Origin of the sequence: Acidovorax radicis N35, from assembly GCF_000204195.1 — a bacterium.
Classification (GTDB): Bacteria; Pseudomonadota; Gammaproteobacteria; order Burkholderiales; family Burkholderiaceae_C; genus Acidovorax; species Acidovorax radicis.
The window spans coordinates 139,572-153,675 of the sequence record NZ_AFBG01000003.1 but is presented as its reverse complement, the minus strand read 5'-3'; the positions used below and the strand labels follow the sequence as shown (position 1 = coordinate 153,675).

The following is a 14,104-nucleotide window of genomic DNA, read 5'->3' as shown; positions in this document are numbered from 1 at the left end:
GCCAGAGGCATTTTTTACTCAAATAATAAGCACACATTCCATTTCCGGGCAAAATGACGGCCATGCAACTGAACTACATCGCCAACGCCTCGGTTCCGTCCGCCTCGGGCCGCACGATTGCCATGATCGATCCGTCCGACGGCCAGCCCTTCGACGAGATCCAGCGCAGCAACGCCGACGACATCGATGCGGCGGTGCATGCGGCGCGCCAGTGCTACCACGCGGTGTGGCAAAAGATGGCGCCCGTGGACCGGGGCCGCCTGCTGCAAAAGCTCTCGGCCAAGATCCTGGAGCATGCCGACGAGCTGACCGCGCTGGAACAGCGCGACTGCGGCAAGCCCACCAAGCAGGCGCGGGCCGACGCGATTGCGCTGGCGCGCTACTTCGAGTTCTACGCCGGCGCCTGCGACAAGTTCCATGGCGAAACCATTCCCTACCCCGACGGCTACAGCGTGCTGACCTGGCGCGAGCCCCACGGCGTGACGGGCCACGTCATCCCCTGGAACTACCCCATGCAGATCTTCGGCCGCAGCGTGGGCGGCGCCCTGGCGGCGGGCAACGTGTGCGTGGTCAAGCCGGCCGAAGACGCCTGCCTGTCGCTGATCCGCGTGGCGCAACTGGCGGCCGAGGTGGGCTTTCCGTCCGGCGCGCTCAACATCGTCACCGGCTACGGCCACGAGGTGGGCGACGCACTGGCGCGCCACCCGGGCATCGACCACATCAGCTTCACCGGCAGCCCCAAGATCGGCACGCTGATCCAGCAGGTGGCCGCCGAGCGCCACTGCCCCGTGACGCTGGAGCTGGGCGGCAAAAGCCCGCAGATCATCTTTGCGGATGCGGACCTCGATGCCGCCATCCCCGTGGTCATCAACGCCATCGTGCAGAACGCCGGGCAGACCTGCTCGGCGGGCTCACGCGTGCTGATCGATTCGCTGATTTATGAACCACTGCTCGAACGCCTGGGCAAGGCGTTTGAAAAGCTGCGCGTGGGCCCCGCCGCCATGGACCTCGATGTCGGCCCGCTGATCCGCCAGACCCAGCAGCAGCGCGTGTGGGACTTCCTGTCGGACGCCCAGGTGGCCGGCATCCCCATGGTGGCCCAGGGCGTGGTGGTGGACGAAGCCCCCGAGACCGGCTACTACCAGGCCCCCACCCTGCTGCGCGATGTGCCCGTGGGCCACCGCCTGGCGCAGGAAGAAGTGTTTGGGCCCGTGCTGTGCGCCATGGCCTTTCAGGACGAAGACCACGCCGTGGAGCAGGCCAACGCCACGCAGTTCGGCCTGGTGGCCGGCATCTGGACGCGCGACGGCGCCCGCCAGTTCCGCATGGCCAAGCGCGTGCACAGCGGCCAGGTGTTCATCAACAACTATGGCGCTGCCGGTGGTGTAGAGCTGCCGTTTGGCGGCGTGAAGTCCAGCGGCTACGGGCGCGAAAAGGGTTTTGAGGCGCTGTACGGCTTTACCACCCTCAAGACAGTCGCCATCAAGTACGGTTGATGGCGCAACGGCAGCGTCTGTCGCGCCCGCGCGCGACGGCTCGGCTGTGCACCGCTAACCTTTGCCTTTTTGCACGACGCTTTTCCCCATGCCCCTGAGCCCTCCCGCCCCCCGCACCTTGAAGCACGTCCGCCGGGTGAACTACCAGGGCTTTGAACGCAACGATGGCCTGTGGGACATCGAAGGCGAGCTGCACGACAGCAAGGCCTACGACGCGCCCTCCTTCCGCGACGCAACCCAACAGCGTCTGGCGGGCGAGGCGATCCACCACATGTGGCTGCGCGTCACGGTCAACCGCCAGTTGGTGGTGCAGGCCATCGATGTGGCCATGGATTCGCACCCGCTTAAAGGCTGTACCGAAGCCCAGGCTGCGCTGCAGCAGATGGTGGGCTGCAGCATGGCACGCGGCTGGCGCCAGGCGATTCAAAAACACCTGGGCGGCGTGGCCAGTTGCACCCATCTGCGCGAGTTGCTGTTCAACCTGGCCACGGCAGCCTTCCAGTCGGTGCCCGCCGTTTTTTCGTCCAGCAACCCCGACGAACCGCCACGCCACCTGGGCCAGTGCACGGGATGGGACTTCAACGGCAGCGGCGTGAAGGAATACTTTCCGCAGTTTTATGGCCGGGTGCCGCAGGCGCCTGCCGCCGTGGCCGCAGACACCTCCCCGCAGTCACCCACCCCCGAAATATCCTTCAAATCGGCCTCTAGCGCTTTATAGACAAGCGCTAGCAGCTATCAAATTTGATACCCCCAACAAACCCATCGGAGAGCCCATGCGCGCACAGAACAAATCCATCATCGTCACCGGCGCCGGCAACGGCATTGGCGAAGGCATTGCCAAGCGCCTGGCCGCCGAGGGCGGCAAGGTCATCGTCAACGACATCAACGAGGCCGGTGGCCAGCGCGTGGTGGCCGAGATCACGGCAGCGGGCGGCACAGCGGCCTTCTTCAAGGCCGACGTGACCAAGTCCGCCGAGGTCAAGGCCCTGGTCGATGAAGCCGTGCGCCTGTATGGCCAGCTCGATGTGGTGGTCAACAACGCCGGCTGGACGCACCGCAACCGCCCCATGCTCGAGGTGAGCGAAGACGAGTTCGACAAGGTCTATGCGATCAACATGAAGAGCATCTACCTGTCGGCCATCCACGCCGTGCCCGCACTGCGCCAGGCCGGTGGCGGCAGCATCATCAACATCGCCTCCACCGCCGGCCTGCGGCCCCGCCCGGGGCTGACCTGGTACAACGGCTCCAAGGGCGCCGTCATCATCACCAGCAAGTCCATGGCGGCCGAGCTGGGCCCCGACAACATCCGCGTGAACTGCATCAACCCCGTGTTCAACCCCGACACGGGCCTGGCCGCCGAGTTCGCGGGTGGCCCCGTGGACGAGGCCCGCCGCGCCAAGTTTTTGGCCACCATTCCGCTGGGCCGCTTCTCTACCGCGCTGGACGTGGCCAACGCCGCGCTGTACCTCGCCAGTGACGAGGCATCCTTCATCAGTGGCGTGTGCATCGAGGTGGATGGCGGACGCTGCGTGTAAAGGCTCCAAGCGCGCTCGCAAGCCACTATCACTTGCGTTTGCGCGCGCCCAATCCGCACCAAGGCAGTGCGGATTGATTTGACGGTCTTGAAGCCGCTGCCTATAGTGCCGCCGATGTTTGCGAGCCACTCCCACGACACAGCCGCCAGCGCGACCGCGCCGCTGCGCCGTGCCGCGCGCTCGCAGGCCACGCTCCAGGCCGGTGACCGCCAAGTCTGCACGCTCGCTGCAGATTCCTGAGCCCGGCGACACCCCTCCCCTCCGCATTCTTTTCGCGCACCTCCTGTCGCCGGGCCCCTCGCCCAGCGCCAGCTTGCGTCTTGGTAGCAGCCAGGGCGCGAACGTCAGGAGTGTCCATGCCCCCGTTTCCTTCGGGCGAGATTTCGCTCGCCCCGTGCGCCCCTGCGCTCAGCCTTCCCGCCGATGAGGCAATCGCCAACACGGCCGTCGCCACCGACATCACCCGCCAGTTCATCCGTGCCAAGCGGCCCTGCGCCGATGGCTACCGCTGGTACCTGCGCCGCCAGGAGGGCGCCAGCAACTACCAGGCCCTGCTGGACGACCTGGTGCGCGAAGGCCGCGTGGAAGACGCCTGCTGGATGCTCGACCAGTTCGGCCCCACCAACGATGTACTGGAGGTGGAGCATCTGGGGGCCGATGCGCTGGTGTTTGCCCGCAGCGTGCGGTGCGGGGGCAGCGCCGATGTGGATGGTGTGCTGCGCACGGGCCGCAGCCTGAGCGTGCGGGGCGGCCTGCGGGTGGGCGGCGCACTGCGGGTTGGGGAAGATCTGCGCGTCTCGGGCGCGCTGCGCTGCGATGGCGGCGTGCGGTGGCACGGCGATGCGCGCGTGGGCGGGTCCCTGGTGGTCGCGCAGCGCCTGCAATGCACGGGCAGCCTGCGGGTGGGCGGTGAGCTCGATTGCGGCGCCTCGGCCCACATCGGCGGCCCATGTACGGTAGGTCAGGACCTGCGAGTCACCGCCGATCTGGACTGCGGCAGCGGCATCAAGGTGGGCGGTCACCTGCTAGGCGGGGCCTCCGTGCACGCCGTGCGTGGACTCCAGGCGGCGGGCGACGTGGACTGCCAGAGCCACCTGCAGGTGGGCTGGGGCGTGCGTGCGGGTGGGCACATCCACGCCGGAGGGGCCATCCGCGCGGGTGAAAGCCTATGGGCGGGCGAGACCATTGCAGGGGGCGAGGCCTATGGCGTGTATGCGGGCCTGGTGGTGCCTCTGACGGACTGGCCAAACAGCGCCAGGGTATGCGCCCGCGAACGGCCAGCGCGGTTGTTGAGCGGCTGCTGGACCGAGGGCCACGGGGAAGCGCCATGATGCCCGGAGTCTGCGCCCTGCCCCTCGCGCCCCGCATAGCCTCCGGTACCCCGTCCGCAGGCGGCTGGCTGGGGGCGGTGGGCCACCTGTTGACCGAACTGCGCATCGACGTGGACCTGTCGGGCCGCGACATCCAGCGCGAGTTTGACGCCCTGTACCACCGCATCCGCACCAACCCTCGCACCCGCGATGCGATGCGCCCGCTGGCCCTGCCCCTGCCCGGGCTGGAGTTCCGCCTGCGCGAGGCCGACGGCGAATATTTTGTGTATGCCATCGACCCGCTGCGCAACCGCATCGTGGCGTACACCGTGTTCAACCGGCTGGTCGAGGTGGACCGCCACACCGACCGCCACCTGCGCGCCCCCCACGCCAAGGTGGTGGATGGCTACCGCCGCATGGGCATTGCATCCGCCATCTACCGCTGGTGGCTGGACTCGGGGAGGAGCCTGATAACAGGCGCACGCCAGTCGGCCGGCGCCCACGGCCTGTGGATGGCCCTGGCCCGCGACTACGAACTGGCGGCGGCGCGCATCAACACCCACAAACGCGTTCAGCAGCTGCCGCTTCCACCACCCCCGGGGTTTTTCAACGCGCTGGACACCCGGCTGGTGCTGGTGGGGCGCGATTGCCGCCTGGCGGACTTCATGCAGCACGGGGCCTTGGGCGGCTGATCGGGTGACCCTGCCGTTCCCAGCCTCTCAGCCCAGCACCTCGCGCAGGGCAGCGTCGTACAGGCCGGTGAGCTTGTCCATCACCCCCAGCAGCCGCTCGCTGGTGGTGGCCACGGCGTTCAGCCCCGTGTCATCGGCAGGGCGGCGCAGTGCGGATTCAAAAAACAGCCACTGCGAATCGGCCAGCTCCAGCTCGTTGCGGATGGAAGGGGTGGAGACGGGTGCCGCCTTCAGCGTCTGCAGGGCCTGGCGGAAATCCATTGCGTCTGACGCCAGTTGCGCCTGCACCACCTTGGAGTCCACCTTGGCAGCACTCAAAAAGTAGTTCTTGGCCAGGCGCTGCGACAGCATGCGCTGGCGGCCCGCCAGGTTCACCAGGCGGGCACTGGGAGCCTGTGCCATCTTCTCGACGGCCTCGGTCACGGCCTGCGCAATGAGCAGCGTGCGGTCGGCCTGCTCCGAGGCCGCCACCACCAAGGCCGTGGTGGTGGCAGGCGCAGAGGTCATCTGGTTCAGCAGGGCAAACTGCTTTTGCACTTCGACCAGCTGCCGCCCGACGTCTGCGGGCCATTGGCCCAACTGCATGCCCTTGGCCAGTTCACCGCTGCCCGTCTGCACCATCTTGCGCGCCAACCCCATCACATCCACGGCCGCACCGGGCAGCACCTGCAGGTACTGCTGGCAATAGGCCTTGGCCATGCGCTGCGAAAGGGCGCGAAACCAGCCCGCATAGTTGATGGCCCCCGACAACCCCATCTGCGCCTGGGCCCCTGTCGCCCAAGTTGCCCAGGTAGGTAGCAGAATGCCGGCCGCCACCCACTGAAGGGCCACGCGGCGCTGGCATGGCGTGGCATCGGCTGAAAATTCACGCGTCAACATGGGAATCCCCTTGAAATCGGATGTGCAGATTGTTGCAATGCAGCATCCAAAACGCACTGCGCCATGTCAAAGGAGGGCCATACCACCGCCTTCGCAAAACTTGACCGCGATCAACTCCGCGCGCAGGGGCTTGCCCCCTCTGCAGGCGCCCATGCGGCAAAATCACGCCATGGCCGAACGTGTGATTCCTCTGGTGGACCTACGCATCGCCGCTCTGGCGGCGCGGGTGCCCACGCATCCCGTGGCCCCCACGGGCCTGCTCACCGACACCCGGGGCCGTCCGCTGCGCGACCTGCGCATCAGCGTGACGGACCGCTGCAACTTCCGCTGCAACTACTGCATGCCCAAGGAAGTGTTCGACAAGGACTACCCCTACCTGCCCCACGGCGCCTTGCTGAGCTTTGAAGAGATCACACGGCTGGCGCGCCTGTTCCTCGCGCATGGTGTGCGCAAGATCCGCCTGACGGGCGGCGAGCCCCTGCTGCGCAAGAACCTGGAAGCGCTGGTGGCCCAGCTGGCCGAACTGCGCACCGTGGACGGCCTGGCACCCGACCTCACGCTGACCACCAATGGGTCGCTGCTGGCGCGCAAGGCCCGCGCACTGAAGGATGCAGGCCTGAACCGCGTGACGGTGAGCCTCGATGGCCTGGACGACACGATCTTTCGCCGCATGAACGACGTGGACTTTCCGGTGGCTGACGTGCTGGCGGGCATCGAGGCCGCGCATGCTGCGGGCCTGTCGCACATCAAGGTCAACATGGTGGTCAAGCGGGGAACCAACGACCACGAAATCTTGCCCATGGCACGCCACTTTCGCGGCACGGGCACCACGCTGCGGTTCATTGAATACATGGACGTGGGCGCCACCAACGGCTGGCGCATGGACGAGGTGCTGCCCTCGGCCGAGTTGATCGAACGGCTGCGCGCCGAGCTGCCCCTGGTACAGCTCGACCCGAGCAGCCCCGGCGAAACCGCCGAGCGCTGGGGCTATGCCAATGCCCAGGGCCAATACGACCCCGCCCTGGGCGAGGTGGGCGTGATCAGCAGCGTGACCCAGGCTTTTTGCCAAGACTGCAACCGCGCGCGCCTGTCCACAGAAGGCAAGCTCTACCTGTGCCTGTTTGCCTCGGAGGGCTACGACCTGCGCACCCTGCTGCGCGGCGGCGCCAGCGACGAAGCGATTGCCTCGGCCATCGCCCCCATCTGGCAGCAGCGCAGCGACCGCTATTCGGAACTGCGCAGCAGCCTGCCTGCGGACACCACGCAAGGCGGTGCCCGGCGGGTGGAGATGAGCTATATCGGCGGCTAGCTGTGGGGCCAGCCCCGTGCATCTCGATCCTGTGGAGCCCCTGCACCGCGCCAGGGTACGGGCGCCGATTGTTTTAAGGCACCATGGGTGGCTGCGGCCTTCACCCTTTCCTCACCCCCACCCCATGCCCCTTCAACCCACGCACCGCGCCCTGTTTCTGGCCAATGCCACCGTCCTGGTCACGCACCAGATCGATGCCGCGTACTGGCACGAGTGGGAGCTGTTCCACATCCCCGGCGGCAACCAGGTCAACCTGCTGCTCAACCTGCCCATCATTGCGCTGGTGCTGTATGCCCAGGCACAGGTCGCCCGCGGCGAAGGCCCGGCGGCCCTAGCGTTCTACAAGCTCATGCCCTGCCTGGGGGCCTTGACCGTGGCGATCCACGGCCTGTTTTTTGCCCTGGGGCACGAGGCGTTCGCGCAACCCGTGTCCCTGGGCCTGCTGGCCTGCACAGCCGTCCTCTCGTGCCTGCAACTGACCGCGCTGCGTGCCCGGCAGCCGCTGTAGCGCCCTGCTTTTCACCCATCGCCCACCCCCCCATGATTGAAACCCAAGACATCACCGGCCTCGTGCTTGCAGGCGGACGCGGCAGCCGCATGGGCGGCGTCGACAAAGGCCTTCAGAGTTTTAGCGGCCTGCCTCTGGCGCTGCACACGCTGATGCGGCTGCAGATGCAGACCGGCGCCACCATGGTCAATGCCAACCGCAACCTCGCAGCCTACGAGGCGTTTGGTGCCCCCGTGTGGCCTGATGTACTGGCCGACTACGCTGGTCCGCTGGCGGGCTTTCTGACCGGGCTCGAGCGTTGCGAGACCCCCTGGCTGCTGACGGTGCCCTGCGACACCCCCCTGTTCCCACTGGACCTGGCCCAGCGCCTGGCGGCTGCGGCCGACGCCCAGGACGCCGACATCGCCATGGCCGCAGCGCCCGAGGACGATGGCACGGGCCACGCCACCGTGCGCACCCAGCCGGTGTTTTGCCTGCTGCGCGTGGACCTGCTCGAAAGCCTGGTCGCCTTCACCCAGGCCGGCGGCCGCAAGATCGATGCCTGGACGGCCCAGCACCCCTGCGCCATCGTTGCGTTTGACCAGCCGGGCGATGACCCCAAGGCCTTCTTCAACGCCAATACGCTGGCCGAGCTGCACTCGCTGGAAAACACCAGCGCCTCGCAGGCCCGGCAGACCTGACTCGCCCCACAACCGCCATGAACGCGCGCCCACCCACGGCTATCAGTTCCGTACAGATCCGCCCCTTGGTCGCCGCAGATGCCGTGGCCTACAAGGCCCTGCGCGACGAGGCGCTGCGCACCGCACCGGATGCGTTCACGTCGGACTATGAATCGTCGGTGGGCCGCGATGCCAGCGAGTATGTGGCGCGCTTTGGCACTGCGGAATCGGGCCAGTTCTTCCTGGGTGCCTTCGATGCCGCAGGCCAGTTGCTCGGCTGCCTGGGCTGCGAACGCGAGCAGCGCACCAAGCAGCGCCACTGTGCCGTGCTGGTGGGCATGATGGTGTCGCCCCGTGCGCAGCGCCAGGGCATTGGCCAGCAGCTGGCGGCCGCCTGTGTGGCAGCAGCCCGCCGCGTACCTGGCCTGACCCAGTTGGTGCTGACGGTGACGGCCTCCAACATGCACGTCGTGCACCTGTACGAGCAGGCCGGGTTCCGTGCCTGGGGCCTGTTGCCCAACGCCATCATGGTAGACGGCGTGGGCTTCGACAAGCTGCACATGGTGCGCGTACTCATCCCTGATTCCAACGACACAGATCCATGAAAACCATTGCCCAGATTGCCGCCGAGCTGCAAGGCTACGACCCGCAGGCCCTGAGCGCTGCCGATGTGAACGCGTTTCTGCAGCGGCTGGTCGAGCCCGTGACCGCCACCGAAGAGCTCCCCCTCTTCGACGCCCTGGGCCGCGTGCTGGCGCGGGACGTGGTCTCGCCCCTCAGCGTGCCCCCGCACGACAACTCGGCGATGGATGGCTATGCCTTTGCGGGCGCGCAGCTCGTTGCCGGGCAGCCCCTCTCACTGCGGGTAGTGGGCACGGCACTGGCGGGCAAGGCCTGGGCGGGCGCCGTGGCAGCGGGCGAGTGCGTGAAGATCATGACCGGCGCCATCATGCCCACGGGCCTGGACACCGTGGTGCCGCAGGAGTTCACCAAGGCCGCAGCCGATGGCCACATCACCATCGCAGCCGATGTACTGAAGGCCGGTGACAACCGCCGCTTCAAGGGCGAAGACCTGATGGAAGGCGGTCTGGCGCTGGCCCAGGGCACGCTGCTCAGCCCTGCCGCCCTGGGCCTGGTGGCCAGCCTGGGCCTGCCCACCGTGACGGTGTTCCGCCGTCTGCGCGTGGCGTATTTCTCGACCGGAGACGAGATCCTGAGCCTGGGCGAGCCACCCCGCGAAGGCGCCGTGTACGACAGCAACCGCTACACCGTCTTCGGCCTGCTCACCCGCCTGGGCGTGGAGGTGATCGACCTGGGCGTGGTGCGCGATGAGCCGGCACTGCTGGAGGTGGCCTTTCGCAACGCCGCACAGCGCGCCGATGCCATCATCACCAGCGGCGGCGTGAGCGTGGGCGAGGCCGACCACACCCGCACGATGATGAAGAAGCTGGGCGACGTGGCCTTCTGGCGCATCGCGATGCGGCCCGGCCGCCCTATGGCGGTAGGGAGCATTGCCGCTACTGAAAGTCAAGAAAAAATGGGCTCTAGCGCTTATCCATCAAGTGTTAATAGCTACCAAAATAATAGCAAAAAATCCCACAGCGGCGCTGTGCTGTTTGGCTTGCCCGGCAACCCCGTGGCCGTGATGGTGACCTTCCTCGCCTTCGTGCGCCCCGCCCTGCTGCGCATGATGGGCAGCACATACACCGCCCCGCCCCTGGTGCGCGCCACCAGCACCGAAGCCCTGCGCAAAAAACCCGGCCGCACCGAGTACCAGCGCGGCACCATCACCACCGCCGCTGATGGCACGCTGCAGGTGTGCACCACCGGCAACCAGGGCTCGGGCGTGCTCAGTTCCATGGTGCAGGCCAATGGGCTCATCGTGCTGCACCACGGCCAGGGCAACGTGGCCGTGGGCGACACGGTGGATGTGATGGTGTTTGACGGCGTTATTTGACCCCCTGAGTCGCGTCGCGCCTTCCCCCCAGCGGGACGACGCCCTCACTGCGGGGCGGCCCTTGCTCGGCGTCCCTCCCAGGTGCCGCGCCCGTGGCACCCCGTGCAGGCGAAGCACCGCACAATGGGTTTTTCCTCTGCACTTGTTTGGAAATCTTGCGCCTATGCCCTACGCCGCCCGACACCTTGCCCAACCCCCATCCCGCGATGACGTGGACCGCCTGCCCGGTGCCACCGTGGTGGAATTCGGTACCCCCTGGTGTGGCCACTGCCAACGTGCACAGCCCCTCATTGAGCAGGCACTGAAAGACCGCGCAGACGTGGCACACATCAAGGTGGAAGACGGCCCCGGCCAGCGCCTGGGCCGCACGTTTGGCGTCAAGCTGTGGCCGACGCTGGTGTTTTTGAAGGACGGAAAAGAGGTGGCGCGCCTGGTGCGGCCACAAACCCTGCAGGATGTGCTGGATGCGCTACCGGCAAACGGGGCGCCAATCTGAGCCCCCCAACGCCCTGAATGAAAAGAAGCCCCGGCGGGGCTTCTTTTCATTCTTCTTGCGCCAAGCTCTCTGGCTCGGGCCAAGGGCTACTTGGCCACGTAATCGTGTGGATGCAGCGGATGCCCTGGCTCCTCGGCTGCCACGGCCGTGTTCGCACCCGGCACCGCCTTGCGCGCGAACAGGGTGTACATGGTAGGCACGACAAAAATGGTGAGCAACGTGCCCAGCGACATGCCGCCCACAATCACCCAGCCAATCTGCGTGCGCGTCTCGGCACCAGCGCCCGAAGCCAGCGCCAGCGGGATGGCGCCCAGCACCATGGCGCCCGTGGTCATCAGAATGGGCCGCAGGCGCTGGGCCGAGGCTTTGACCAGCGCATCCACCATCTCCATGCCCTGCTCGCGCAGCTGGTTGGTGAATTCCACAATCAAGATGCCGTGTTTGGTGATCAGCCCCACCAGCGTGATCAGGCCAATCTGCGAATACACGTTGATCGACCCGCCGCTCCACTTGAGTGCCAGCAACGCGCCAATCATCGACAGCGGCACCGAGACCATGATGACCAGGGGGTCGATGAAGCTCTCGAACTGCGCCGCCAGCACCAGGAAAATAAAGACCAGGGCCAGCACGAAGACGATGCCCAAGGCTCCCTGCGAGCTCTTGAACTCCCGCGAGGTGCCGTTCAGGTCCGTGGTGTAGCCGGGCTTGAGCACCTTGGCGGCGGTGGCGTCCATGAAGTTCAGCGCCTCGCCCAGCGAGTATTCGGGCGACAGGTTGGCCGTGATAGTGGCCGAGCGGCGCTGGCCGAAGTGGTTCAGCTCGCGCGGGCTCACGCTCTCGCGCACCTTGACGAGGCTGGACAAGGGAATCATGGATTCATTGCGGCCCCGCACGTAGATGGTGTCAATGTTCTCGGGCGTGGTGCGGCCCCGGGCCGCCGTCTGCACGATCACATCGTATTGCTCGGCATCGCGCTTGTAGCGGGTCACGGTGCGGCCCCCCAGCATGGTTTCGATGGCCTTGGCCACCACGTCCACATTCACCCCCAGGTCCGCAGCACGCTCCCGGTTCACCTCGATGCGCAACTCGGGCTTGTTCAGGCGCAGGTCGACGTCGGGCCCCACGATGCCGGGGTTCCGCGCGATTTCGGCCATGAAAGCGTTGGTGACGGCATTGAGGTTTTCGTAGCTGTCCGAGGTCTGGATCACATAGGTGAGCGGCCGCGCCCGGAAGCCCTGCCCGAGCGATGGCGGCGTGATGAGAAAGGCGCTGACGCCCGGCAGGCCCGAAACCTTGGGCTGCAGCTCCCGCGCCAGCTCCAGGGTGGTGCGGTTGCGCTTTTCCCAATCGACGGTGCGGTAAATCACACTGCCCTGGGCAACGGTGGGGTTGCCGATGTTGGCAAAGATCCGGTCGAACTCGGGGTAGTCGCGGCCGATTTTCTCCAGCTCCAGCGCGTAGCGGTTGGTGTAGTCCAGCGTGGCGCCGTCGGGGGCGGTCACGCTGGCCAGGATGGTGCCCCGGTCTTCCAGGGGCGAAAGCTCTTGCCGCATGCTGGGGTACACCACCACCAGCGCAGCGCCACTGATGGCCATGACGGCCAACACGATCCAGCGGGCCTGAAAGATGGCGCCGCGCACACCACCACGTTCGCTGCCTTGGCTGCGCCAGCGTGCGGTGACCAGCCACCGCAGCAGGCGGCCATAGGCATCCGACAGCGCGTTGAGCCAGCGCTCCATCGAGCGGTCGAACCAGTTGGGCTTGGGGTTGTGCTTGAGCAGCAGCGAACACATCATGGGCGACAGGGTCAGCGCCACAAAGCCCGACACCACCACAGCGCCTGCCAATGCCAGGGCAAACTCCACAAACAGCCGGCCGGTGCGCCCCGGGGTAAAGGCCAGCGGGGCATACACCGCTACCAGCGTCAGCGTCATGGCCACGATGGCAAAGCCGATTTCGCGCGCGCCTTTGATGGCGGCCGAGAATGGGTCCAGCCCCTCTTCGATGTGGCGGTAGATGTTCTCCAGCATCACGATGGCATCGTCCACCACCAGGCCAATGGCCAGCACCAGCGCCAGCAGCGTGAGCGTATTGATGGAAAACCCGGCCAGCGACATCAGCGCAAAACTGCCCACCAGGCTCACCGGGATGGTGATGATGGGGATGATGGACGCGCGGAAGGTGCGCAAAAACACAAAGATCACCAAGGCCACCAGCACCACGGCCTCGGCAATGGTGCTGTACACGCTTTTGATCGAGCGGTCGATGAACAGGGAGTTGTCGTTGGCAATGTCGATGCCGATGTCCGGTGGCAGGTCGGCCTTGAGCGTGGGCAGCATGGCGCGCACACCCTGTGCCAGTTCCAGCGGGTTGGCCGTGGCCTGGCGGATCACGCCCACCGAAATGGCCTCGCGCCCGTTCAGGCGCACCCGGCTGCGGTCGCTGGCGGCCCCTTCCTCCACCTTGGCCACGTCACGGATGCGCACCGGAAAGCCGTTCACGGTGCGGATCACCACCTCGGAAAACTGCGACGGCGTGGCCAGGTCAGTCTGCGAGGTGACGCTGAACTCGCGTTGCTGCGACTCGATGCGGCCTGCAGGCAGCTCCAGGTTGTTGCGGCGGATGGCGTCTTCCACATCCTGCGTGGTCAGGCGGTAGCCCGCCATGCGCTCCGGGTCGAGCCACACGCGCATGGCGTATTTGCGCTCGCCATAGATGGGCACATCGGCCACACCGGTCACCGTCTGCAGCCGGGGCTTGACGATGCGGTTGATGAGGTCGTTGATCTCGAGCGGTGTGCGTGTGTCGCTGCTGAAGGCGAGCCACATCACGGGCGAGGCATCGGCCTCCACCTTGGCGATCACGGGCTCGTCCACTGCGTCTGGCAAGCGGTTGCGCACCCGTGCAGTGCGGTCGCGCACCTCGGCGGCGGCGTTGTCCGCATCTTTTTCGAGTCGAAAGCGCACGCTGATCTGGCTCTGCTCCGCGCGGCTGATGGAGGTGATCACATCCACCGCATCGATACCGGCGATGGAATCCTCCAGCGGCTTGGTGACCTGCGATTCGATCACCTCGGCCGATGCGCCTGCATAACGCACGCTCACCGTGACCACGGGCTCATCGATCTTGGGGTATTCGCGCACCGAAAGGCGCGTGAAGCTCACGGCACCAATCAGCAGCACCAGCAGCGACAACACGGTCGCAAAGACCGGTCGGCGTATCGATATTTCAGCGAGTTGCATGGCAGTCCTGGAACTTCATCG

Annotated in this window: 13 protein-coding genes; 11 read left to right on the top strand and 2 right to left on the bottom strand. The window is 66.5% G+C overall.

Annotation, left to right across the window (positions count from 1 at the left end; all coding sequences use genetic code 11):
- The first annotated feature begins 62 nt into the window (after positions 1–62).
- The 5 genes from ARADN35_RS0100700 (at position 63) to ARADN35_RS0100675 (ending at position 5,033) form a co-directional block, all read left to right on the top strand.
- A complete protein-coding gene (locus ARADN35_RS0100700; protein ID WP_010457974.1) occupies positions 63–1,496 on the top strand; it encodes an aldehyde dehydrogenase family protein in 1,434 nt (477 codons plus the stop codon).
- An 88-nt stretch (positions 1,497–1,584) separates the two neighbouring features.
- Entirely contained in the window at positions 1,585–2,214 is a 630-nt protein-coding gene (locus ARADN35_RS0100695; protein WP_029412790.1) for a DUF2889 domain-containing protein, read from the top strand.
- A gap of 55 nt (positions 2,215–2,269) precedes the next feature.
- Positions 2,270–3,031 (top strand): SDR family oxidoreductase, encoded by a 762-nt coding sequence (locus ARADN35_RS0100690; protein WP_010457971.1) that lies wholly within the window; start codon positions 2,270–2,272, stop codon positions 3,029–3,031.
- A gap of 356 nt (positions 3,032–3,387) precedes the next feature.
- Positions 3,388–4,362: a hypothetical protein gene (locus ARADN35_RS0100680; RefSeq protein ID WP_010457967.1), complete on the top strand. Its 975-nt coding sequence runs from the start codon at positions 3,388–3,390 to the stop codon at positions 4,360–4,362.
- Complete coding sequence (locus ARADN35_RS0100675) at positions 4,362–5,033, top strand: hypothetical protein (protein WP_208856800.1); 672 nt, start codon at positions 4,362–4,364, stop codon at positions 5,031–5,033. The genes ARADN35_RS0100680 and ARADN35_RS0100675 overlap by 1 nt, the downstream gene beginning before the upstream one ends.
- Before the next feature lie 27 nt (positions 5,034–5,060).
- Here the strand turns inward: ARADN35_RS0100675 and ARADN35_RS0100670 are convergent, their stop codons facing one another.
- A complete protein-coding gene (locus tag ARADN35_RS0100670; protein WP_010457963.1) occupies positions 5,061–5,912 on the bottom strand; it encodes a type IV pili methyl-accepting chemotaxis transducer N-terminal domain-containing protein in 852 nt (283 codons plus the stop codon).
- Between the two features lie 169 nt (positions 5,913–6,081).
- On the opposite strand from ARADN35_RS0100670, the gene moaA reads away from it, so the two are divergent.
- The 6 genes from moaA to ARADN35_RS0100635 all read left to right on the top strand — a co-directional run bounded on the left by moaA (position 6,082) and on the right by ARADN35_RS0100635 (position 10,841).
- Positions 6,082–7,221 (top strand): GTP 3',8-cyclase MoaA, encoded by a 1,140-nt coding sequence (moaA, locus tag ARADN35_RS0100660; RefSeq protein WP_010457960.1) that lies wholly within the window; start codon positions 6,082–6,084, stop codon positions 7,219–7,221.
- Positions 7,222–7,345: 124 nt separating this feature from the next.
- Entirely contained in the window at positions 7,346–7,729 is a 384-nt protein-coding gene (locus ARADN35_RS0100655; protein WP_010457958.1) for a DUF6713 family protein, read from the top strand.
- Positions 7,730–7,761: 32 nt separating this feature from the next.
- Positions 7,762–8,409 (top strand): molybdenum cofactor guanylyltransferase MobA, encoded by a 648-nt coding sequence (mobA, locus tag ARADN35_RS0100650; RefSeq protein ID WP_010457956.1) that lies wholly within the window; start codon positions 7,762–7,764, stop codon positions 8,407–8,409.
- Between the two features lie 17 nt (positions 8,410–8,426).
- Complete coding sequence (locus tag ARADN35_RS0100645) at positions 8,427–8,993, top strand: GNAT family N-acetyltransferase (protein ID WP_010457954.1); 567 nt, start codon at positions 8,427–8,429, stop codon at positions 8,991–8,993.
- The gene (gene moeA / locus ARADN35_RS0100640; RefSeq protein WP_010457952.1) at positions 8,990–10,345 is read left to right on the top strand and encodes a molybdopterin molybdotransferase MoeA; all 1,356 of its coding nucleotides are present in this window, start codon (positions 8,990–8,992) and stop codon (positions 10,343–10,345) included. Before ARADN35_RS0100645 ends, moeA begins: the two co-directional genes overlap by 4 nt.
- Before the next feature lie 163 nt (positions 10,346–10,508).
- Complete coding sequence (locus ARADN35_RS0100635) at positions 10,509–10,841, top strand: thioredoxin family protein (protein WP_010457950.1); 333 nt, start codon at positions 10,509–10,511, stop codon at positions 10,839–10,841.
- Between the two features lie 86 nt (positions 10,842–10,927).
- Here ARADN35_RS0100635 and ARADN35_RS0100630 read toward each other — a convergent pair whose 3' ends face one another.
- Positions 10,928–14,083: an efflux RND transporter permease subunit gene (locus tag ARADN35_RS0100630; RefSeq protein WP_029412785.1), complete on the bottom strand. Its 3,156-nt coding sequence runs from the start codon at positions 14,081–14,083 to the stop codon at positions 10,928–10,930.
- Between the last annotated feature and the right edge of the window lie 21 nt (positions 14,084–14,104).

Bases quoted from the DNA above. Each gene is read 5' to 3' on its own strand.
- ARADN35_RS0100630 (WP_029412785.1), bottom strand. From the start codon at position 14,083: ATGCAACTCGCTGAAATATCGATACGCCGACCGGTCTTTGCGACCGTG.
- ARADN35_RS0100690 (WP_010457971.1), top strand. From the start codon at position 2,270: ATGCGCGCACAGAACAAATCCATCATCGTCACCGGCGCCGGCAACGGC.
- moaA (WP_010457960.1), top strand. From the start codon at position 6,082: ATGGCCGAACGTGTGATTCCTCTGGTGGACCTACGCATCGCCGCTCTG.
- moeA (WP_010457952.1), top strand. From the start codon at position 8,990: ATGAAAACCATTGCCCAGATTGCCGCCGAGCTGCAAGGCTACGACCCG.
- ARADN35_RS0100695 (WP_029412790.1), top strand. From the start codon at position 1,585: ATGCCCCTGAGCCCTCCCGCCCCCCGCACCTTGAAGCACGTCCGCCGG.
- ARADN35_RS0100655 (WP_010457958.1), top strand. From the start codon at position 7,346: ATGCCCCTTCAACCCACGCACCGCGCCCTGTTTCTGGCCAATGCCACC.
- ARADN35_RS0100700 (WP_010457974.1), top strand. From the start codon at position 63: ATGCAACTGAACTACATCGCCAACGCCTCGGTTCCGTCCGCCTCGGGC.
- mobA (WP_010457956.1), top strand. From the start codon at position 7,762: ATGATTGAAACCCAAGACATCACCGGCCTCGTGCTTGCAGGCGGACGC.
- ARADN35_RS0100675 (WP_208856800.1), top strand. From the start codon at position 4,362: ATGCCCGGAGTCTGCGCCCTGCCCCTCGCGCCCCGCATAGCCTCCGGT.
- ARADN35_RS0100645 (WP_010457954.1), top strand. From the start codon at position 8,427: ATGAACGCGCGCCCACCCACGGCTATCAGTTCCGTACAGATCCGCCCC.
- ARADN35_RS0100635 (WP_010457950.1), top strand. From the start codon at position 10,509: ATGCCCTACGCCGCCCGACACCTTGCCCAACCCCCATCCCGCGATGAC.
- ARADN35_RS0100670 (WP_010457963.1), bottom strand. From the start codon at position 5,912: ATGTTGACGCGTGAATTTTCAGCCGATGCCACGCCATGCCAGCGCCGC.
- ARADN35_RS0100680 (WP_010457967.1), top strand. From the start codon at position 3,388: ATGCCCCCGTTTCCTTCGGGCGAGATTTCGCTCGCCCCGTGCGCCCCT.